Annotated in this window: 21 protein-coding genes; 14 read left to right on the forward strand and 7 right to left on the reverse strand. The window is 67.4% G+C overall.

Annotation, left to right across the window (positions count from 1 at the left end; genetic code table 11):
- Nucleotides 1-3: 3 nt before the first annotated feature.
- Nucleotides 4-831 (forward strand): Abi-alpha family protein, encoded by an 828-nt coding sequence (locus ACWF99_RS01830; protein ID WP_378629089.1) that lies wholly within the window; start codon nucleotides 4-6, stop codon nucleotides 829-831.
- Nucleotides 832-836: 5 nt separating this feature from the next.
- Here ACWF99_RS01830 and ACWF99_RS01835 read toward each other — a convergent pair whose 3' ends face one another.
- Both ACWF99_RS01835 and ACWF99_RS01840 read right to left on the reverse strand, forming a co-directional pair.
- Nucleotides 837-1493 carry an enoyl-CoA hydratase-related protein gene (locus ACWF99_RS01835; RefSeq protein WP_378629090.1) on the reverse strand — a complete coding sequence of 219 codons (657 nt, stop codon included), beginning with the start codon at nucleotides 1491-1493 and terminating at the stop codon, nucleotides 837-839.
- A 15-nt stretch (nucleotides 1494-1508) separates the two neighbouring features.
- Nucleotides 1509-2117, reverse strand: coding sequence for a TetR family transcriptional regulator (locus tag ACWF99_RS01840; protein WP_378629091.1), 609 nt, complete (start codon nucleotides 2115-2117; stop codon nucleotides 1509-1511).
- A gap of 213 nt (nucleotides 2118-2330) precedes the next feature.
- On the opposite strand from ACWF99_RS01840, the gene ACWF99_RS01845 reads away from it, so the two are divergent.
- On the forward strand, nucleotides 2331-2876 hold the full coding sequence (locus tag ACWF99_RS01845) for a TetR/AcrR family transcriptional regulator (RefSeq protein WP_378629092.1): 546 nt from the start codon (nucleotides 2331-2333) through the stop codon (nucleotides 2874-2876).
- A gap of 30 nt (nucleotides 2877-2906) precedes the next feature.
- Here ACWF99_RS01845 and ACWF99_RS01850 read toward each other — a convergent pair whose 3' ends face one another.
- Nucleotides 2907-4766 (reverse strand): Na+/H+ antiporter, encoded by a 1860-nt coding sequence (locus tag ACWF99_RS01850; RefSeq protein ID WP_452534037.1) that lies wholly within the window; start codon nucleotides 4764-4766, stop codon nucleotides 2907-2909.
- Between the two features lie 116 nt (nucleotides 4767-4882).
- Nucleotides 4883-5605: a histidine phosphatase family protein gene (locus tag ACWF99_RS01855; protein WP_452534039.1), complete on the reverse strand. Its 723-nt coding sequence runs from the start codon at nucleotides 5603-5605 to the stop codon at nucleotides 4883-4885.
- A 182-nt stretch (nucleotides 5606-5787) separates the two neighbouring features.
- On the opposite strand from ACWF99_RS01855, the gene ACWF99_RS01860 reads away from it, so the two are divergent.
- Nucleotides 5788-6519 (forward strand): DsbA family oxidoreductase, encoded by a 732-nt coding sequence (locus ACWF99_RS01860; protein WP_378629096.1) that lies wholly within the window; start codon nucleotides 5788-5790, stop codon nucleotides 6517-6519.
- A 26-nt stretch (nucleotides 6520-6545) separates the two neighbouring features.
- Here the strand turns inward: ACWF99_RS01860 and ACWF99_RS01865 are convergent, their stop codons facing one another.
- Nucleotides 6546-7571 (reverse strand): glucose 1-dehydrogenase, encoded by a 1026-nt coding sequence (locus ACWF99_RS01865; protein ID WP_452534041.1) that lies wholly within the window; start codon nucleotides 7569-7571, stop codon nucleotides 6546-6548.
- Nucleotides 7572-7900: 329 nt separating this feature from the next.
- Between ACWF99_RS01865 and ACWF99_RS01870 the strand changes: the two genes are divergently transcribed.
- The 8 genes from ACWF99_RS01870 to ACWF99_RS01905 all read left to right on the forward strand — a co-directional run bounded on the left by ACWF99_RS01870 (nucleotide 7901) and on the right by ACWF99_RS01905 (nucleotide 14163).
- Complete coding sequence (locus ACWF99_RS01870; protein ID WP_452534043.1) at nucleotides 7901-8689, forward strand: DUF1460 domain-containing protein; 789 nt, start codon at nucleotides 7901-7903, stop codon at nucleotides 8687-8689.
- A gap of 19 nt (nucleotides 8690-8708) precedes the next feature.
- Nucleotides 8709-9266, forward strand: a complete 558-nt coding sequence (locus ACWF99_RS01875) for an isochorismatase family protein (RefSeq protein ID WP_378652715.1) — start codon at nucleotides 8709-8711, stop codon at nucleotides 9264-9266.
- A 17-nt stretch (nucleotides 9267-9283) separates the two neighbouring features.
- On the forward strand, nucleotides 9284-9829 hold the full coding sequence (locus ACWF99_RS01880; protein ID WP_452534044.1) for a class I SAM-dependent methyltransferase: 546 nt from the start codon (nucleotides 9284-9286) through the stop codon (nucleotides 9827-9829).
- A 9-nt stretch (nucleotides 9830-9838) separates the two neighbouring features.
- The gene (locus ACWF99_RS01885) at nucleotides 9839-10291 is read left to right on the forward strand and encodes a MerR family transcriptional regulator (protein ID WP_378629101.1); all 453 of its coding nucleotides are present in this window, start codon (nucleotides 9839-9841) and stop codon (nucleotides 10289-10291) included.
- Complete coding sequence (locus tag ACWF99_RS01890) at nucleotides 10288-10731, forward strand: helix-turn-helix transcriptional regulator (RefSeq protein WP_378629103.1); 444 nt, start codon at nucleotides 10288-10290, stop codon at nucleotides 10729-10731. Before ACWF99_RS01885 ends, ACWF99_RS01890 begins: the two co-directional genes overlap by 4 nt.
- Before the next feature lie 10 nt (nucleotides 10732-10741).
- Entirely contained in the window at nucleotides 10742-11152 is a 411-nt protein-coding gene (locus tag ACWF99_RS01895; RefSeq protein WP_378629104.1) for a VOC family protein, read from the forward strand.
- Between the two features lie 55 nt (nucleotides 11153-11207).
- Nucleotides 11208-13589, forward strand: coding sequence for an ATP-binding cassette domain-containing protein (locus tag ACWF99_RS01900; RefSeq protein ID WP_452534045.1), 2382 nt, complete (start codon nucleotides 11208-11210; stop codon nucleotides 13587-13589).
- 157 nt (nucleotides 13590-13746) lie between these two features.
- On the forward strand, nucleotides 13747-14163 hold the full coding sequence (locus ACWF99_RS01905) for a GNAT family N-acetyltransferase (RefSeq protein ID WP_378629107.1): 417 nt from the start codon (nucleotides 13747-13749) through the stop codon (nucleotides 14161-14163).
- Nucleotides 14164-14176: 13 nt separating this feature from the next.
- Here ACWF99_RS01905 and ACWF99_RS01910 read toward each other — a convergent pair whose 3' ends face one another.
- The gene (locus ACWF99_RS01910) at nucleotides 14177-15079 is read right to left on the reverse strand and encodes an aminoglycoside phosphotransferase family protein (RefSeq protein ID WP_452534047.1); all 903 of its coding nucleotides are present in this window, start codon (nucleotides 15077-15079) and stop codon (nucleotides 14177-14179) included.
- Between the two features lie 263 nt (nucleotides 15080-15342).
- Here ACWF99_RS01910 and ACWF99_RS01915 point away from each other — a divergent pair, with 263 nt between their 5' ends.
- Nucleotides 15343-16143, forward strand: coding sequence for a carbonic anhydrase (locus ACWF99_RS01915; RefSeq protein WP_452534049.1), 801 nt, complete (start codon nucleotides 15343-15345; stop codon nucleotides 16141-16143).
- 32 nt (nucleotides 16144-16175) lie between these two features.
- On the opposite strand, the gene ACWF99_RS01920 is transcribed toward ACWF99_RS01915, so the two are convergent.
- Nucleotides 16176-16775, reverse strand: coding sequence for a TetR/AcrR family transcriptional regulator (locus ACWF99_RS01920; protein WP_378629114.1), 600 nt, complete (start codon nucleotides 16773-16775; stop codon nucleotides 16176-16178).
- 78 nt (nucleotides 16776-16853) lie between these two features.
- Between ACWF99_RS01920 and ACWF99_RS01925 the strand changes: the two genes are divergently transcribed.
- The gene (locus ACWF99_RS01925; RefSeq protein WP_452534051.1) at nucleotides 16854-18149 is read left to right on the forward strand and encodes a DUF3533 domain-containing protein; all 1296 of its coding nucleotides are present in this window, start codon (nucleotides 16854-16856) and stop codon (nucleotides 18147-18149) included.
- 29 nt (nucleotides 18150-18178) lie between these two features.
- On the forward strand, nucleotides 18179-19990 hold the full coding sequence (locus ACWF99_RS01930) for an AMP-dependent synthetase/ligase (RefSeq protein WP_452534053.1): 1812 nt from the start codon (nucleotides 18179-18181) through the stop codon (nucleotides 19988-19990).
- Nucleotides 19991-20033 lie beyond the last annotated feature (43 nt).

Below are 20033 nucleotides of genomic sequence, written 5' to 3' on the forward strand. Positions count from 1 at the left end.
GCAATGGAGCCCAACCCTGATCGCGAACCCCGGATCCCGACCGATCTGCTCGGTTTGGCGCGGATCGCGGGATTGTCGTTGCGCCACATCGTCGGCGCGGTGACCAAGGGCGCCGTGCACACCGCCACCGATCTCGTCGACGACCTCCGTTCCGGCGAACCGATATCGCAGATCTTCGACGAGCGCGTGGATCTGTTTCGTCGGGCGGCGTTGAGCGCGCTCGGTCTGACCAGCACCGCCACCGGCGTCTACGGCCCGGTCGAGACCAAGGTCGACGCCGAGGATCTCAAGGCGATGGGCGACGCGATGATCACCGAGGGCTGGGACTCCGCGCAGCAACCGCGTGAGCTGCACCCCTCGTTCGTGCCGATCCTGCACGACCTGACACCCGACGAAGCCCGGATCCTGCGCTTTTTGGCCGTCGCCGGGCCGCAGCCCGCGATCGACATCCGCACCAAGGCGCCGTTCGGGATCGGCTCGCAACGGCTGGCCGACGGCATCAACATGATCGCCGCCATGGCCGGGTGCGCCCTACCCGACCGCGACCACCACTACCTGGGCAACCTCAGTCGCCTCGGACTGGTCCGCTTCTCCACCGAACCGGTCGCCGACTTTCGACGCTACGCGTTCCTGGAAGCGCAACCACCGGCGCAGGCGGCCTACAAGTCGGTGAAGATGCGGGCCATCAGCTCCTACCGCAGCATCTACCTGACGGTGTTCGGAAAGCAGTTCTGCGACGCGTGTTTCGTGCTGGGCGACTACACCGGGGGCGGTTGGGCAGGCGATGACCGTGGCGACATCTACCTGGGCAAGGGCCCCCGGCTGCCCTGATCCGTTCAGTCCCGGTTGCGCAGCGCGTCGAGGACTTCGGCGAACATCACGGATTTGATCGCTGTCATCGTGGTCTGGTCCTTGCCGCCCAGCGGCGCCACCAAAGCCAGTGCGGTGTCGAGGACTTCGCTTTCCGCGGCGGTGGCATCGACGAGGTCCAATGCCAGCGCGTCGGGGCCGCCGAAGCGGCGGGCCGTGGTCATGCTGGCCACGGCGGTCTTGGGGGTCGTCTTGGCCTGGATGAGCGCGGCCATGCCGTTGGTGAACGGGATGCGGATGTCGGCCTCGGGGAAACAGAAGTAACCACGGTCGGCGCGCATCACCCGGTAGTCGTGCGCCATCGCCACCATCGCACCCGCACCGAAGGCGTGTCCGCCGATCGCGGCGACCGTCGGCATGGGCAGGGTGAGGACCCGGGCGAACAGGGTGTGCACCGCCGCGACGTATTCGGCGGCTCGGTCACCGTTGGCCGAGAGCCAGTCCAGGTCGAGACCGTTGGAGTAGATCTTGCCGGTCGCGGTGGTCACCAGCGCGGACGCGCCCTCGGCGACGACCGCGTCGAGGTGGGTGTTCATCTCGTCGAGGAAGTCGGGGGAGAAGCGGTTCTCGCCGTCACCGAGGTCGAGCACGGCGATCGAATCGTGGTGGCGCAGTGTGGGCATGGAACTGTTTCCTTTTCAGTGGGGACCGAGGTCGAGGACGGCACGCACGGCAGCACGCAGCTGAGCGCGGGCCAGGGGGTCGGTGAGCCGGTCGCGGCGCAGCAGCAACGCGGTGGGCAGGTCTACCAGGCAGGTGGTGGCGGTGGCGACGCCGCGCCGGTCGGCGCGACCCCACAGGGCGCGCGCGAGCCGGTTGAGCGCGGCGACGAGAGCCTTCTCGGTGTCGGCGATCTCCTGTGCCAGTGCGGGCGCGATGTCGCCGGCGAGCAGTTCGGCGCGGTCGACGATCAGCAGCAGACGCGCGGAGTCGGGATGGTTTTCGGCCAGTCGCGCCGGTGCCTCGGCGGCGTCGAGGACCGCGTCGATGCGGGTCTCGGGGTCGGGCGCGGCGACGGCGCGGTCGATATCGGCCGACTGGAGGGCGAGGAATCGGTGCGCGGCGCGTAACCACGTGCGCGCCAGGACAACCTGGCGGGACTGAAATGTGTGATAGAGCGCGCCATTGGATACTCCGGTTGCGGCGGCGACCGCGCGCACCGTGACAGCGGCGGGTCCGGCGCCGGCTGCCAGCTTCTCGGCGGCGTCCAGCACGGTCTCCGGGTCGTGGGTACGCGGTCTCGGCATGAACAAAAGTTTACAGAGCGTCCGCTCTGCTATTCCATTCGGATGGGCTTTTGGGCCTTTGTGCACGTATTTCGTTCCGCCACTTGGTATTTCGTTGTTCGGTCGGCCCGTTGGAGCACAGCGTAGACAACGTTATGTACGCGCGAGGGCTCGATACGATGGGGTACTGTTCGGATTCTTCGGCCCTGCCCGCACGAACAGAACGGCATCGCGATGTCCCGAGTGGTCACCAAGGAGCAGTACTTCGACACCGCGGTGGCGGTGCTCGCAGAGTTCGGTTTCAAAGGTCTCAACATCGGGGTGCTGTGCCGTCGCCTCGGCGTCACCAGCGGCTCGTTCTATCACCACTTCGGCTCCTGGCAGGGCTTCGTCGACACCCTGCTCGAACACTGGGAGAACCGTCAGATGGTCGAGCTACGCGCGCTCGACGTCGGCCACGGTGACGCCGACGCCGACGTACGGGCGATGTCGGTGCTCGCCAGCGGACTCGAACACGGCGCCGAAGCCGCGCTGCGAGCCTGGGCGGCCAACGACGAATCGGTACACGTCACCGTCAAGCGGGTCGACGAGTCGCGTCGGCGCACCGTGCACCGTGTCATCGACGGTGTCGTCGACGACACGGCCACCGCCACCGTCGTCACCGAATTCGGCATGGCGATGATCATCGGCTACCAACAGCTCGCCGCCGCGGGCGAATCCACCGAACTCGACCACCTGCTCGCCGAATACGCGCGTCTGATCTACTCCCACCGCGGCTGACGACCACGTCGGTGAGACCTCGTCGGTGAGCTAGCCGAGCAGTTGGTCCACGTAGCACCATCGCCAAGCCTCCCCAGGCTCCACACTGCGCATCACCGGATGCGCCGAGTCCCGGAAATGCGCGCTCGCGTGGTCGCCGATCGAGGACTCGCAGCAGCCGATGTTCCCGCAGGCGGTGCACATTCGCAGATGCACCCAGCGCAGACCCTCGTCCAGACACGTCTGACACACCAGCTCGCCGGCGGGCGGCTCCGCCAGTAGCGGCGCGGCGTCCAGATGGGCGCACCCCACCGCACCGGCGGCAGTGGACAGCGGTTCGGCGCGGCGATCGTCATCGCTCTCGTCGAAACGGTCGATCATCGACTCCTCGAGGTCGAGCCGGGCCAGCACATGTTGGAGGACTTCGTAATCCACCGCCCCCGCGTCGCGAACCTCCAGCACCGCATCGCGTTCGGCGGCCAGCATCGCCAGCCGTAGCCGCCGGTACTCCGCGGTCGGTGTCACCAGTTCGGCCTCCGGGCGGCCCAACCGTTCCCAGGCGGCGTTGGAGCGCCAGATCAGTCGCTGTCGCAGCGATTCGATCACCGGTTCGGGAGTGTCGGGTCCGATGCTGCGGTCGAGTTCGGCCAGACCGGCGGTCGAAGCCTGTTGCAGCAGATCAGCTTTGGCCAGTGCGTCTTCCTCGCGACTGGGGCCGCGCAACCGCAGCAACCGCACCAGCCACGGCAGCGAACTGCCCTGCACCAGCAGCGTGCCGCCGACCACCACCAGGGCGAGCAGTTCCAGCACCGGCAACTGCGGTGTCGATTCGGGCAGCAACAACACCGCCGCCAAAGTCACCACCCCGCGCATGCCCGCCCACGACACCACCGCCGCATGACTCAACGGTTCGGTCGCGCGCCCGAACAGCCTGGCCACCAGCACGGGCGTGAACACCCACACCGGGCGCGCCAGCATCACCGCGGCCAGTACGCCCACCGCCGCGACGACCAGCGTGGCGTGATCCAACCCGCTGTGCCAGGCGGCGTCGACGATCCAGCGCACCTGCAACCCGATGATCAAGAACACCGCGCTCTCCAGAATGAACTGGATGGTGCGCCAATTGGTGGTCTCGGCGACCCGCGAGGCCGCGCCCTGCCACCGTTGCGCGCCGTGGCCCAGGATCATTCCGCACGTCACGACCGCGATCACGCCCGAGGCATGGAAGTGCTCGGCGGGCAGATACGCCACGAACGGGGCCAGCAGCGACACCGAGGTATCGAGCACCGGGTCGGTGATCCGCCGGCGCAACATCGCCAATGCCGCCGCCACCACGGCCCCGATGACACCACCACCGACGGCCGCGAGCAGGAAATCGCCGCCGATCTGCCACGCGGTCACCGCACCGGCCATCGCCGCGATCGCCGAACGCAACGCCACCAGCGCGGTCGCGTCGTTGAACAGCGACTCGTCCTCGAGCACCGTCACGATGCTGCGCGGCATCCCCGTGCGTCGGGCCACCGCGGTCGCTGCCACCGCGTCCGGGGGAGCGACCACCGCACCCAACGCGACCGCTGCCGCGAACGGCACCGGCAGCAACCACCACACCACCAGCGCCACCGCGAACGTGCTGAACAGCACCAGACCGACCGACAGCGACGCGATGGTGCGCAGGTTGTCCTTGAAATCGACCAGCGAGGTGCGCAGCGCGGCGGTGTAGAGCAGCGGCGGCAGCAACCCCAGCAGCACCACCTCCGGCTCGAGGTGCACCTGCGGCACCATCGGCAGATACGACGCGGCCACCCCGGCCAACGTCAGCACCAGAGGTTCCGACACCCCGAATCGCCGCGCCAGCGCCGCCAGCGCGGTCGCCGAGCCGATGAGGACAACCAGACCGATCGCGACATCCACTCGCGCATTCTCCCACCCACGGACCCATCAGTCCGTCGACGCCGCCCACGACAGCCGCGCCGGTACCGACCACCACGAAAACAGTTGCGGACGACATCGGTCTGTCGCGCCGACCCCTATCCCGTTTCCGCGTCCTTCGCGAGGTGGTCGACCGAGCCCCACACGCGCAATGCCAGTCGTGGGCCCTCACGCCGCCACTGCGACACCGACGCGTTGGGCACCGGCTCGAGCGAATCCGGTACCGGCGCACCGAGTCCGTCGAGGATGTAGCGCAACGACACCACCACCGCGTCGTGGGTCACCACCAGCACCTGCTCGCCCGCGGCCACCACATCGAGCTCGTCGAGGAAACTGCGCACCCGCAACGCCACATCGGCCAGCGACTCCCCGCCCGGCGGCCGATACACCCAGTTGCCGACCAGTTCACGACGCAGTCCCTCCTCGGGTGCGCGTCGCCGGATCGCCCGATACGGGTGCAGTTCGAACACCCCCATCTCCCGGTCGCGCAACCGTTCGTCGACCAGGGTGCGGATCGGGTGCAGGTGCCGGTTGCGGGTGGCGGCGGCCTCGGCCATCACCGCCCAGGTGACTCTGGTGCGCAGGTAGGGGGAGCAGACCACCAGCGTGGGTCGCTGCGTGCCCGCCAACCCGGCCAGCCAATCGCCGAGACAGTGCGCCTGCCACTGCCCGTGTGCGGTCAGTTCCACCCCGGAATCGGTGCCCTGCATCGGCCGCTGCTCGGTCGCCGGGTCGGAGAACCACACATTGGCCTCACTCTGCGCGTGGCGCACCGCCCACAATCCACCCAGCGCGCGCGGCACCACCAATCCTTCGGGCACCTGCACCCACCCCCTCCGCTGCTCGAACCCCATCGATACCCCTCGTGCTCGTCCCGTCGTGCCCGGACGCGCCAGGGAATAGCGGCCTCGTTGCCGGCGTTACATTCCCCGAATTCGAACGCCTGTCCAGAACTGTCCGGCGGACCACCGCCGCACCCCTCGATGCGCCGCAGGAGGCCCGCTTGTCCACCAGAGTAGAGATCTGGACCGACATCAATTGCCCGTTCTGCTACCTGGGTAAAGCCCGCTTCGAAGAAGCGCTGGCCGGCTTCGCGCACCGGGACGACGTCGAGGTGGTGCACCGGTCCTTCGAGCTCGATCCAACGCTGCCCGCCGGTTCCACGCGCCCGGTCATCCCGGCGATCGCCGAGAAATACGGCATCACCGTCGACCAGGCCGCCGCCAACGAACGCGGCATCGGCGCCCAGGCCGCGGCGATGGGTCTGCCCTACCGAACCGCAGGCCGCGACTCGGGCAACAGCTTCGATATGCACCGGCTCCTGCACTACGCCCTCGACCAGGGCAAGCAGGAAGCCATGCTCGATGCTCTCTACGCAGGCAATTTCGCCGAACCCGAGCCCGTCTTCGGCGACACCGAACGCCTCGTGGCCTTGGCTGTGCGCGCGGGCCTGGACGAGAACTCGGTGCGTGCGCTGCTGGCCGACCCCGACGCCTACGCCGACGCGGTCCGCCGCGACGAAGCCGAGGCCGCCGCCCTCGGTGCCACCGGCGTCCCGTTCTTCGTCTTCGACGGCAAGTACGCGGTCTCCGGCGCCCAGCCCCCCGAAACGTTCACCCGGGCACTGAACACCGCCTGGAACGATCGACCTGCTCCCCAGCTCATCGCCGACGGCGACAGCTGCGGACCTGACGGCTGCGCGGTCCCCACGACCGAGTCCGCGGCGGCCGACTGACCACCGCGGCCCCGCGTTTCGGCGAATCAGGCCAGGTCGATGACGACCTTGATATCGGACCCGCCCGGGTCGAACGCCTCGAGCGCCCTCTCCAGCGGCAGCCGCCGGGTGATGAGGCGTTCGAGCCACGACTCGTCCGCTTTGGCCAGCGCCTCGGCGCCCTGTTCGTAGTGGTGGCGGTTCGCGTTCACCGAACCGAACACCACCGCGTTGTCGAGCACGATGTTGCGGTTCAAACCGCCGACATCGACATCGGTGTCGACACCGGGGGTCGACACCCCGGTCAGGCAGACGATCACGCCGGGGTTGTCGATCTCCATCGCCTGCAACGCCACCGCGGGCGCACCGGTCGCCTCGATCACGATGTCGGGGCTGATCTCTTTCGCGGCGGCGGCCGCCGTCCCCGTGTGGAACGTGCCGCCCAACGCTTGGACCAGCTCTTCTTTCGTCCCGCCGCTGGTCCGGTCGAGGACGTGCACGTCCAGGCCGCGTTGCTGCCCGAGCAGTGCCGCCAGCAGACCGATCGGCCCGGCGCCGGTGACCAGGACGGTGCGCGGATCGAACCAGGCGCGGTTGTTGATCTTCTCGATCTGATCCCAGGCCTTGGCGACCACGGTCGTCGGTTCCAGCAGTACCCCGACCTTCTCCAGGGCCGGATCGAGTCGCACCGCGAAGTCCTCGCGCACCACCCAGGATGTCGACCCGTACCCGTCGATCTCCTTGATCCCGCGCTCGACGTACATCCCGTTGCGGCACATGTCCCATTGGCCGCGCGCGCACGCCCCGCACGGCACCGGATCCGGCCTGCGCACGATCCCGACGACGAGGTCGCCGGGGGCGAATGCGCTGCCCGCGGGCGCGGTCTTCACCCGGCCCAGAGATTCGTGCCCGAGCACCATCTGTGACTTGCCCGGTGGCAGCCAGCCGTAGTTGCCCTGCGCGATATCGCGGTCGGTGCCGCAGATGCCCAGCGAGATCCCGTCGACGAGCAGTTCGCCGGGACCGACGACCGGGTCGGGCACATCCTCCACCCGCAACGATTGCTTCTGCATGGGAACCACTGTCAACGCACGCATTTCGGCATCCCTTCCGCCCGGACGGGCCAACGGTCGACGTCTGCACGAACCACATCCACGACACCCGGGGGAGCAACCCCATCGCGAACTCGCCGCGAACACGGACTACCTGCGACAACGGTACGCGAACAACCCATCGCCCGGTCGATACGAGACCATTCGCGAACAATCGGCATCGCCGATGGCAGAACGGCACACTCTTCCATCATCGCGGCACAGGGAACCAGAGTCACCGATCTTGTCCGCTGCCTCGGCTACGGTGGACAGCGCTCGCACCGATCGACCCGTGGCCAGCTGGAGGCGTCTTGCGCATCATCGTCCGGATCATGCTCGTGCTCGCCGCGCTCGTGTGCGCGCTGGCACCGGCCTCGGCCGCACCGTCGGTCGATGACGCTTCCGCACGCAAGATCGACGAACTCCTCACCGTGCGCGCCGAATCGGGCGGTCTGGGCCGTGGCGAACTCCTCGAACGACTCTCCGCGCGGCTGCTCGGCACCCCGTACGGCGCGAACATGCTGATCGGTTCGGCCACCGAGCCCGAACAGCTCGTCGCGGATCTGCGCCGGGTCGACTGCTTCACCTACCTCGACTACATCGATGCCGCCTCCCGCTCCAGCACCCGCGACGAGTTCTTCACCAACCTGGTCGCCACTCGCTACATCGACGGTCGCGTCGAATTCGCCCAGCGCAAGCACTTCTTCACCGACTGGGCCACCCGCGAACGGCTCGCCGCCACCGACATCACCGCGAGCCTGAGCCCCGCCGCGGTGACCACCACCAAGCACCTCAACGCGAAAGCGGACGGCAGCACCTACCTGCCCGGCGTTGCCGTGGTCGACCGTGCCGTCACCCACATTCCCGCAGCCGCCGTCGACGGGACAGTCCTGGCCGCCCTTCGCACCGGCGACTTCCTCGGCGCTTACACCCCCGACACCGGTCTCGACGTGACCCACGTCGGCATCATCGTCGCGACCCCCACCGGCCCGGTCTTCCGCAACGCCTCCTCGCTCGCGGCGAACAACCAGGTCGTCGACACCCCCTTGACCGAGTATCTCCAGACCGTCCCGGGCGTCGTCGTCCTTCGCCCGCTCTGACCGCCGCAGAGGAATCGCCATGACCACGCTGCCCGACCGCCCGAACACCGCACTGCTCGTCGTCGACGTGCAGAACGGCGTCGTCGACGAAGCACCCCGCCGCGACGAGGTCGTCGCGAACATCAACGCCCTTGTCGACCGGGCTCGCATCGCCGATGTCCCGATCATCTGGATCCAGCACTCCTCCGAGGATTTGGTCGAACACAGCGATCCCTGGCACTACGTTCCCGAACTCACCCGCACCGACACCGAACCGCTGGTGCACAAGCACTACGGCGACTCCTTCGAAGACACCGAGCTCGAGGGACTGCTCGCGGCGGTGGGCGCCGGCCACCTGGTTGTCACGGGCGCGGAATCCGACGCCTGCGTCCGCTCGACCATCCACGGCGCGTTCGTGCGCGGTTACGACGTCACCCTCGTCGCCGACGCCCACACCACCGGTGACAAGACCCGGTGGGGCGCACCGAAACCCGAAGACGTCATCGCCCACACGAACCTGTACTGGCAATTCCAGCAGGCCCCCGGTCGCACCGCGGCCGTGCGCCCGACCGACGAGCTTGACTTCAGGTCGACCTGAACAACCACGGTGGTCTCATGACCACTTTCGGATACGAACAGAGCCTCGGCTACGACCGGCGCGCCACCCGGCTCCTCACCGGCCTGTACCGGCGGATCGCCACCGACATCGACGCCCACACCACCGATTCGGCCACGGTCCTCGACCTCGGCACCGGTCCGGGAAAGCTGTTGTCCCACGTGGCAACTCGTCGCCCCGACCTGCGCCTGCACGGCATCGACCTGTCCCCGCACATGATCGAGATCGCCCGGCGTACCCTCGCTGGACAGCCGATCGATTTGGCCGTCGCCGACGTCGCCGAGCTGCCCCACCCGCACGACAGCATCGACTTCGCCGTGTCGAGCCTGAGCATGCACGAATGGCCGGACCTGCCCGCCGCCGTCACCGAACTGCGTCGAGTGCTCCGCCCCGGCGGCGGCGCCGCGATCTTCGACTTCCGCTTCACCCGAACCCGCGAGATCCGGCGCGCACTCAGCACCGAATTCGGCTCGGTCGACACCGAAACAGTCCGTCTGCCTTGGCATCCCGTCGCCGTGATCACCTGCTACCGCGTCACCGCATAGGCTCGGCGGATGGCCGAGGAACACACCACGATCGGTGCGGTGGCGGCACAGTTCGGGCTCGCGACCCACGTGCTGCGCCACTGGGAAGACCGCGGACTGCTCACTCCAGCCCGTGACTCGGCCGGACGCCGCCACTACCGCAGCACCGACATCGACACGATCGCGATGATCGTCCTGGGCAAGAAGGCAGGCTTGTCCCTCGACGATCTCGCCATCCTGTTCATCCGTTCCCCCGATCGGCGCACCCGCCGAGAAGTACTCGAAGCCCATCGCGACCGCCTCGCCGACCAGATCGCCCGCACGCGCGCCGCCCTCGACGCCGTCACCCACGTCCTGGACTGCGACGCCGAGGACTTCCGCACCTGCCCTCACTTCCGCGCCGAACTCGCCGGGGTCCTCGACACACACACCGACCCGCCCGTGTCGGCAACACCGTCCGACGTGGGACGATCGGCTATGTGACCGGCCCACCCGCGAAACCACAGCACTTGCGCGACCTCGCGCTGCTGCGTCGTGTGCGCGACCGCATCGACCGTGAATACGCCCAGCCACTCGACGTCGAAGCGCTCGCCCGCGGCGTCCACATGTCGGCCGGGCACCTCAGCCGGCAATTCCGTCTCGCCTACGGGGAATCGCCGTACTCCTACCTGATGACCCGCCGCATCGAACGGGCCATGGCGCTGCTGCGCCGCGGCGACCTGAGTGTCACCGAGGTGTGTTTCGCGGTCGGCTCGTCCTCGCTGGGCACCTTCAGTACCCGCTTCACCGAACTCGTCGGTGTGCCGCCCAGCACCTACAAACAGCTGCAGGACGAACAGACCGCGGGCATGCCGTCGTGCGTGGTCAAGAAGGTGACCAGACCGATCAGGAATCGAGAAGCTTCCGCTCCGGCCGACAATTAGCGTGGTCGGCATGAACCTCACCATTCACTCGAGCTACCTGCCGCAGGACGATCCCGACGCCGCGCTCGCCTTCTACCGCGACACGCTCGGCTTCGAGGTACGCAACGATGTGGGCTACAACGGGCTGCGCTGGATCACCGTGGGCCCCACCGGCCAGCCCGACACCTCCATCGTGCTGCACCCACCGGCCGCCGACCCCGGCCTCACCGACGACGAACGCCGCGTCATCAGCGAGATGATGGCCAAGGGCACCTACGCGGGGGTCAACCTCGCCACCGACGACCTCGACGGCCTGTTCGAGAAGCTGCAGGCCGGAGACATCGAGATCGTTCAGGAACCCACCGATCAGCCCTACGGCGTGCGCGACTGCGCCTTCCGCGACCCCGCCGGAAATATGGTCCGCATCCAGCAGACCAAGTAAGCCATCGCGCCGGTAGATTCGATATCCGGCGATGTCGACTGATCGAGGGAGACCCATGAGCACGGCCAAGAAGACCGGCACCACCATAGAGCCGGCCGACAGCCACGATTTGATCCGCGTGCACGGCGCGCGGGTCAACAATCTGCGCGATGTGAGCATCGAGATCCCCAAGCGCAGGCTGACGGTCTTCACAGGAGTGTCCGGGTCCGGTAAGAGCTCGCTGGTCTTCGGCACCATCGCCGCCGAATCGCAGCGCCTGATCAACGAGACCTACAGCGCGTTCGTGCAGGGCTTCATGCCCAGCCAGGCCCGCCCCGACGTCGACGTCCTGGAGGGTCTGACCACCGCCATCCTCGTCGACCAGTCCCGGCTGGGCGCCGACCCGCGATCCACTGTCGGCACCGTCACCGACGCCAACGCGATGCTGCGGATCCTGTTCAGCCGCCTCGGCGACCCGCACATCGGGTCGTCGCAGGCGTTCTCGTTCAATGTCGCCTCGATCAGCGGCGCCGGCGCGGTCGAGGTCGAGAAGAACGGGGTCACCGTCAAGGAACGCCGCAGCTTCGCCATCACCGGCGGCATGTGTCCCACCTGTGAGGGCAAAGGTCAGATCAACGACATCGACCTCACCGAGCTCTACGACGAGAACCTCTCCCTCGACGAGGGCCCGTTCAAGATTCCCGGCTACAGCATGGACGGCTGGATGGGCCGCATCTTCAAGGGTTCCGGCTTCTTCGACCCGGCCAAACCGATCAAGAAGTACACCAAGAAGCAGCTCGCCGACCTGCTGTACAAAGAGCCGACGAAGGTCAAGGTCGAGGGCATCAACCTCACCTACGAAGGACTCATCCCCAAACTGCGCAAGTCGATGCTGTCCAAGGACATCGATTCGCTGCAACCGCATGTGCGCGCCTTCGTCGAACGCGCCGTCACCTTCGGCACCTGCCCCGACTGTGCGGGCACCCGGCTGTCCGCCGCGGCCCGCTCGTCCAAGATCGACGGCATCAGCATCGCCGACGCCTGCGCCATGCAGATCACCGATCTCGCCGACTGGGTCAAGCAGGTCGACGACCCGTCGGTGGCGCCGCTGCTGGAGTCGCTGCGCCAGACTCTGGACTCGTTCGTCGAGATCGGCCTCGGCTACCTGTCGCTGTCACGCCCCTCGGGCACCCTGTCGGGCGGTGAAGCCCAGCGCGTGAAGATGATTCGCCACCTCGGGTCCTCGCTCACCGACGTCACCTATGTCTTCGACGAGCCCACCGCGGGCCTGCACCCGCACGACATCCAGCGGATGAACGACCTGCTGCTGCGCCTGCGCGACAAGGGCAACACTGTGCTCGTCGTCGAGCACAAGCCCGAAACGATCGTCATCGCCGACCACATCGTCGACCTCGGCCCCGCCGCCGGCTCCAAGGGCGGCACCATCTGCTTCGAAGGCACCGTCGACGGGCTGCGCGCCAGCGACACCGTCACCGGCCGCCACTTCGACGACCGCGCCTCGGTCAAGGACTCGGTGCGAAAGTCGACCAGCGCCTTGCAGATTCGCGGCGCCACCGCCAACAACCTCGACAAAGTCGACGTCGACATCCCCCTCGGCATTCTGGTGGCGATCACCGGCGTCGCGGGCTCGGGCAAGAGCTCGCTCGTGCACGGCTCGATCCCGATCGACGAAGGCGTCATCTCCATCGACCAGACCCCGATCAAGGGCTCGCGCCGCAGCAATCCCGCCACCTACACCGGTCTGCTCGACCACATCCGCAAAGCGTTCGCCAAGGCCACCGGAGCCAAACCGGCCCTGTTCAGTGCCAATTCCGAAGGTGCCTGCCCCAACTGCAACGGCGCGGGCGTGGTCTACACCGACCTGGCGATGATGGCCGGCGTGTCGACGATGTGTGAGGTGTGCGAAGGCAAACGCTTCATGGCCGAAGTCCTCGAATACACCTTCGCGGGCAAGAACATCAGCGAAGTGCTCTCGATGCCCGTCGACGAAGCACGCGAGTTCTTCGGCGAAGGCGAAGCCCGCACCCCCGCAGCCCACAAGATCCTCACCCACCTCACCGAAGTGGGCCTGGGCTACCTCACCATCGGCCAGCCACTGACCACCCTGTCCGGCGGCGAACGCCAGCGCCTCAAGCTCGCCACCCACATGTCCGACAAGGGCGGGGTCTACATCCTCGACGAACCGACCACCGGCCTGCACCTGGCCGACGTCGAACAACTCCTCGGCCTGCTCGACCGCCTCGTCGAATCCGGCAAGTCCGTCATCGTCGTCGAACACCACCAGGCGGTGATGGCCCACGCCGACTGGATCATCGACCTCGGCCCCGGCGCGGGCCACGACGGCGGCCATATCGTCTTCGAAGGCACCCCCGCCGACCTCGTCGAAGCCCGCTCCACGCTCACCGGCGAACACCTGGCCACCTACGTCGGCGCCTGAACACCCCGATGTGCTTCCCCGGGCCACTTTCCGGGGAAGCACATCGGGACAGAACCCGCCACGCGGTGAGCACCCGCAAGATCACTGCCATGCCCGACGCGGCGCCTGGTGACTGATACGCAATGGCGGTACCGGCGAACAGTCCTATCCTGGACCGATGCTCGATTTCTCCACCGATCCCGCCGCCGTCGACCTCGATTGGCTCCACCACCGGCTGTCCACCGACGCGTACTGGGCACTCGGTCGTAGCCGTGAGCGGGTGCAGCGCCTCGTCGAGAACTCCCTGCCCTACAGCGTGTTCCGCGACGGTTCCCAGATCGCCTTCGCCCGCCTGGTCACCGACCGCACCACCTTCGCCTGGCTCTCCGACGTCTACGTCGACCGTTCCCAGCGCGGACAAGGTGTCGGCAAGCACCTGCTCGATCGCATCATGGCCGACGCGGACGACTGGGGACTACGTCGCATGGCCCTCGCGACCGGCGACGCCCACGACCTGTACCGGGCCTACGGCTTCACCCCGCACCCGAAACCGGATCAGTGGATGGAAAAGAACTGGCCGTCCAACCCCGCCTGAACCGTTCGGGTTCTCACATCAGGACTTCGGCCAACCGGTCGGTCGCTGCGATCAACCAGTCGGGATCACCGTGACACCGACCCCACAGCGCCGCTTTGACCGCACGCACCTGCGCCCACCGGCGGGCGCGAGCACAGTCGATCCCCGCTGCCTCGCAATACAAGTCCAGCCCGCGACGAACACCGGCACCAGGATCGGCGGCGAACAACAGCGGCGCGAACCGGTAACTGCGAAGAACGGTGATCGTGTCGTAGGCAGGATCACCGACGTATCCCTTGGGGTCGATCGCCAGCCAAGGCTCACGTTCACCCGCCAGCACATTCGCATCATGGAGGTCACCGTGGACGAGGGTCTCAGGCTGACCTGGACCGAGGTCGCGCAAGGTTTCGAACGCGGCATCCAGAACGCGGCGGGGGAGTGGATCGCCCAGTTCGGCGGCCGTCGTGCGGATCTCGTCCGTCCAGTCGGCGACCAGGTCGCTCAAGCGCGGCAGCCCGACAGGGGCGTCGACAGCCAAGCGACGGGACAGCTGCCCGAGTATGCCGACTGCCTCGTCGAAGTCGGTGATGTCGGCCAGAGTTCGGTGGCCGGTGCGCTCGAGCAGCATCGCGAACCGTGCGTCATCACGGTCGAACAATTGCACCGCACCCCGTCCGTTCCAGGTGGCGAACGCGTCCGGCTCGAACACGTTGCCCGGGTGCGGAAACGAGATCTTGACGACCGCGGGCGCCAGATCCGGACGCGACACCGGAATGACGACGCCGACATGGCCGTGCATGAGCGGCCCGTCAGGCGTGCACGACCACCGTTGCAGTAACTCCTCCGCCAGGAGGGGCAGTCCCGCGATCCATGCCCGCGCGGGTTCGCCTTCGCGACTGATCGTTGCGCGGGCGAAGACCTGTGGAATCTCGATCATGATCCGACCCTAGGCGCCTAGCTCGAGCCGCGGCCACCGCCGATGTGACGTATCTCGCCGCCCTCGAGTCTGGCCTGCGCGGTGACGACCGGCATAGCCTGAGACCCCGCGCAGGGGCGAAATCTACTGTACTAGAAGGATATTCGGTGCAAACCGGACATTATCGGTCGGTGGACGACTCGCTGATTTCGACACGCGCACACTGCCGTCCCGGGACGTGTACCTCCGGGCCGACGGCAGAATCATGGCAAGGAGCTACACCGGTGCCGGTTCGTCACAATGACCTCAGCCCCGTCCTCACCCGCCGCGGCGCCCTCGCCGCACTGGCACTGCTCGCTGCCGCCGGTTGCGGCGGTTCGGTCGCGGCCACCACGGGCAAGCCGCACTGGGATTACGACGCCGAGGGTCCCGAGCACTGGGCCGACCTCGACCGCGGCTACTCGGCCTGCCGGGTCGGCCACGCCCAATCGCCGATCGACCTGGACAGCCCCACCGAACTACACCCGTCCGATCACATCGAGATCGACTACCGCCCCATTCCGTCCGTGAACCTGCTCAACAACGGACACACCGTGCAGGTGAGCGCCCCGGCGGACTCCGGCAACCGCATCGTCGTCGACGGAACGCCGTTCACCCTGACCCAGTTTCACTTCCATCTCCCCAGCGAGCACACAGTCGACGGCGCCGAGACCGCCATGGAACTGCATTTCGTCCACACCGCCCAATCGGGCCGACTGGCCGTTCTCGCCGTCCTGCTGAACGCCCACACCGACCCCACCCCGCTGAGTCGAATACTCACCGCCGCCCCGAACCGCTCAGGGCTCACCCGCGCGGTGACCACGGTCGATCCGCGTGAATTCCTCCCGGCCGACCGCGCCCAGTTCCGCTACCAGGGCTCTCTGACCACGCCCCCGTGCACCGAAGGCGTCGAGTGGATCGTGCTGCGCCACCCTGCGCCGGTCACCGCCCCTGATGTCGACAATTACCGCGCGCTGTTCCCGCACAGCAACCGACCCACCCAGCCGCGCAACGGTCGGCCGGTAGTCCTGGCCGGATCCAATTGAGCGTTGGGCGCGCACAGCGCGTTCTGCGATCGTCAGCTGGGGGAGGACCGGGGGAGCAGGCCCAGGGTGAGGTGGCGGACCAGGTCGTCGAGTAGCTGTTCGGAGTCGTAGTCGGCGGTGTAGCCGGAGCCGACGAAGGTGGCCAAGCCCTGGAGGGCGGCCAGGGCGGTGACGCCGAGCCGTTTCGGGTCACCTGCCACGATCTCGCCGGCGGCCTGACCGTCGGCGATGAGGGTGATCGGCACCGCGAACGCCCGGTCGGCGGCCTGCTGGATATCAGCCGAGGTGGAGTTGTTTCGGCGCGCGAACATCAGCGGCAAGAGCTCGAGGTTGTCGACGGCGAATCGCAGGTAGGCATAGGCGACCGTTTGCAGGCGTGCCGTGATGGGTCCTTCGATCACGGCTTGTTCGAAGCAGGCGCCGAGGCGTTCGAGCCCGGTGACGGCGAGTGCGTCCAGGAGCGCCTGCTTGTCACGGAAATGACGACTCGGCGCCGCATGGCTGACGCCGGTGTCGCGGGCCAGTTGACGCAGCGACAGCCCGTCCACGCCGGCCTCGCGCAGTGTCGCCTCGGCGCGCGTCAGCAGCGCGGCGCGGAGGTCTCCGTGGTGGTACGGGGTGTGCAGGGACATGGTACGAGCAGGATATCCGACGGACACCCAATGTTTGCGTTGACTACTTTGTTGTCGCTGACTACATTGACGATTGCCATGACTGACAACACCGCGCCCACCCGCACACAGCGCAACATGCCGATCCGCGAATGGCTGGCCCCGATCACCCTGGTCACCATCCTGGCGGCGCTGCTGGGCACCATGTACCTCGGCTACACCGCCGACCCCGAAAAGCACCTGCACGACTTCCCGATCGCCCTGGTCAACCAGGACGTCGGCGACACCGTCGGTGGCAAACCCGCCAACATCGGCGCACAGATCACCTCGGCGCTGAGCGACAACATCCCCGCCGACAAGATCGACCTGCGCCCACTCGGCATCAACGAAGCCCAGCAACAGCTGCAGAACGGCGAGGTCTACGGCGCCATCGTCATCCCCGGCGACTTCACCAAACGCGTCGCCATCCTCGGCGCCGCCTCGATCGTCCCCGGCCAGGTCGAGCAGCCCATCATCTCCGTGCTCACCAACCCGCGGGCAGGCACCCTCGCCGCACAGATCATGAACACCGTCGCCGACCAGGCCATGACACAGGTCAACCGCACTGTCGGCACCCAACTCGCCGAACAGGTCCGCACCGCGACCGGGGCCACACCACTCAGCGGCGCCGCACAGCTACAACTCGCCGAGCCGATCGACGTCGTCGTCACCGCCTACCACCCGCTCCCCGAAGGCACCGGCCAGGGCTTGGCGGCCTTCTTCTACACCCTGGTCCTGCTGATCGTCGGATTCAGCGGCGCGATGATGATCAATTCACTCGCCGACGCCTCACTGGGCTATATCCCCGCCGAATACGGCCCATGGCACAAGGCCACCACCCCGGCCCCGATCAGCCGGTGGCGCACGCTGCTCATCAAATGGGGGATCGCCGCGATCAGCGCCCCGCTGGCCTCCGGCGTGTTCCTCGGCGTCGGCACCCTGCTGAACATGGCGATCGAGCGGCCACTGATGCTGTTCCTCTATGGCACACTGGCCATCGCCGCCATCGCGGTCACCGCCCTGTCGGTGATGGCCGCCTTCGGCACGGCAGGCCTGATGATCAACCTCATCGTGTTCGTGGTGCTCGGAATCCCGTCATCGTCGGGCACCATCCCGCTCGAGGCGACACCGCGCTGGATCGCCGACATGGCCACGTTCGAACCCATGCACCAGATCTACCTGGCCGTGCGCGCCATCCTGTTCTTCGACGGACACCTCGAAGCCGGCATGGCACAGGGTCTCTGGATGACCTGCGCGGGACTGGCGATCGGCCTGATCGTCGGCGCGGTCGCCACCAACACCTACGACCTGCGCGGCATGCTGCGACTCGGCATCGAGCACGCGCCCGCGCAGTAACTGATCACTCCATGTGGAAGGGCCCTGTGATGCATGAGTTCGAAGCCCCGGCTTCCTACACGATTCCCGAGCACGCGAACAATTCCGACAGTGTGTTCCTGCACGCCGAGCACTCGCCCCACACGGTGTTGTTCAACGTCTCCAACGGCAGCGGCGAACTCACCGACGTCACCGCGGCCGAGTTCGCCCGCACGGTCACCGACGTGGCGAAGGGTCTCATCTCCTCGGGCATCGAACCCGGTGACCGCGTAGCGATCATGGCACCCACCCGCTACGAGTGGGTCGTGCTCGACCACGCGATCTGGGCCACCGGCGGCTGCACCGTGGCCATCTACGACAGCTCCGCCGCCGAGCAGGCCAAATGGATCCTGCAGGACTCCGCGACGAAACTGCTCATCGTCGACAGCGACCAGCACCGCCGGATCATCGAGGAGATCGACGACCGCGCCCTGCCCGACCTGCGAGAAATCCTGCAGATCGACAAAAGTGCCGTCGAGGAATTGATCACGCGCGGCGCCGACCTCGACGACGCGGCCGTGCACACCCGCCGAGCCGAGGTCGGCGCGAGCTCCCCGGCCACCCTGATCTACACCTCGGGCACCACCGGCCGCCCCAAAGGCGTGATCCTCACCCACGGGAACCTCTACGCCGAGTCGAAATCCGACCGAATCGCGCTGGGGGAGTTCGTCACCGAGGGCAACAAGACACTGATGTTCCTGCCACTCGCCCACGTCTTCGCGCGCGCGGTGACACTGGCCGCGCTCGACGCCAAGGTGGTCGTCGCGTTCAGCTCCGACTGGTCCACGCTGGTCGACCAGTTCGGCAGCTTCCGGCCGCATTTCATCCTGGCGGTGCCGCGAGTGTTCGAAAAGGTCTTCAACGGCGCCAAGCAGAAGGCACACGCCGGCGGCAAGGGAAAGATCTTCGACCTGGCCACCGAGACCGCCATCGCCTGGAGCGAAGCCCAGGACACCGGCGGCCCCGGAATCGTCCTCGGACTGCGTCACGCCCTGTTCGACAAACTCGTCTACCGCACACTGCGTCTCGCGCTCGGCGGACGATGCGAGGCGGCGGTATCCGGTGGTGGACCACTCGGCGCCCGGCTCGGTCACTTCTTCCGCGGCGTCGGCATCCCCGTCTACGAGGGCTACGGACTCACCGAGACCACCGCGGCGATCACCGTGAACACCCCGGCCGATACCCGGGTCGGCACCGTCGGACGCCCGACCGAAGGCCACGCCGCCAAGATCGCCGACGACGGCGAATTGCTGCTCCGCGGCCCTGTCGTGTTCCACGAATACTGGGGCAACCCACAGGCCACCGACGACGCCTTCGCCGACGGCTGGTTCCAGACCGGCGATCTCGGCAGCATCGACCGCGACGGCTACCTCACCATCACCGGCCGCAAGAAGGAAATCATCGTCACCGCGGGCGGAAAGAACGTCTCCCCGGGCCTGATGGAAGACTCGCTGCGCGCCCACCCGCTGATCAGCCAGGCGATGGTGGTCGGTGACGGCCGTCCGTTCGTCGGTGCGCTGATCACCCTCGACCCCGAAGCGCTCCCGGCGTGGAAGCAAAGCCACAACCTGCCCGCCGACACCACGAACGAGGCTCTGATCGACAACCCGGATCTCGTCGCGGAGATCGATGCGGCCCTCGCCGACACCAACAAGAAGGTGTCCCATGCCGAGGCGATCAAGAAGGTCCGAATCCTGCCCGTCGACTGGACCGAGGCCACCGGCGAACTGACACCGAAGATGTCGCTCAAGCGAGCAGAGGTCATGAAGAAGTACGCCACCGAGGTGGACAAGATCTACGAACCCGCCGCCAGTAGTCACTGACACCCAATCGGTGACTCCCGGCTGTTACGTCTAACTAAATACC

The sequence above is a fragment of the Nocardia sp. NPDC055002 genome, from assembly GCF_053608825.1.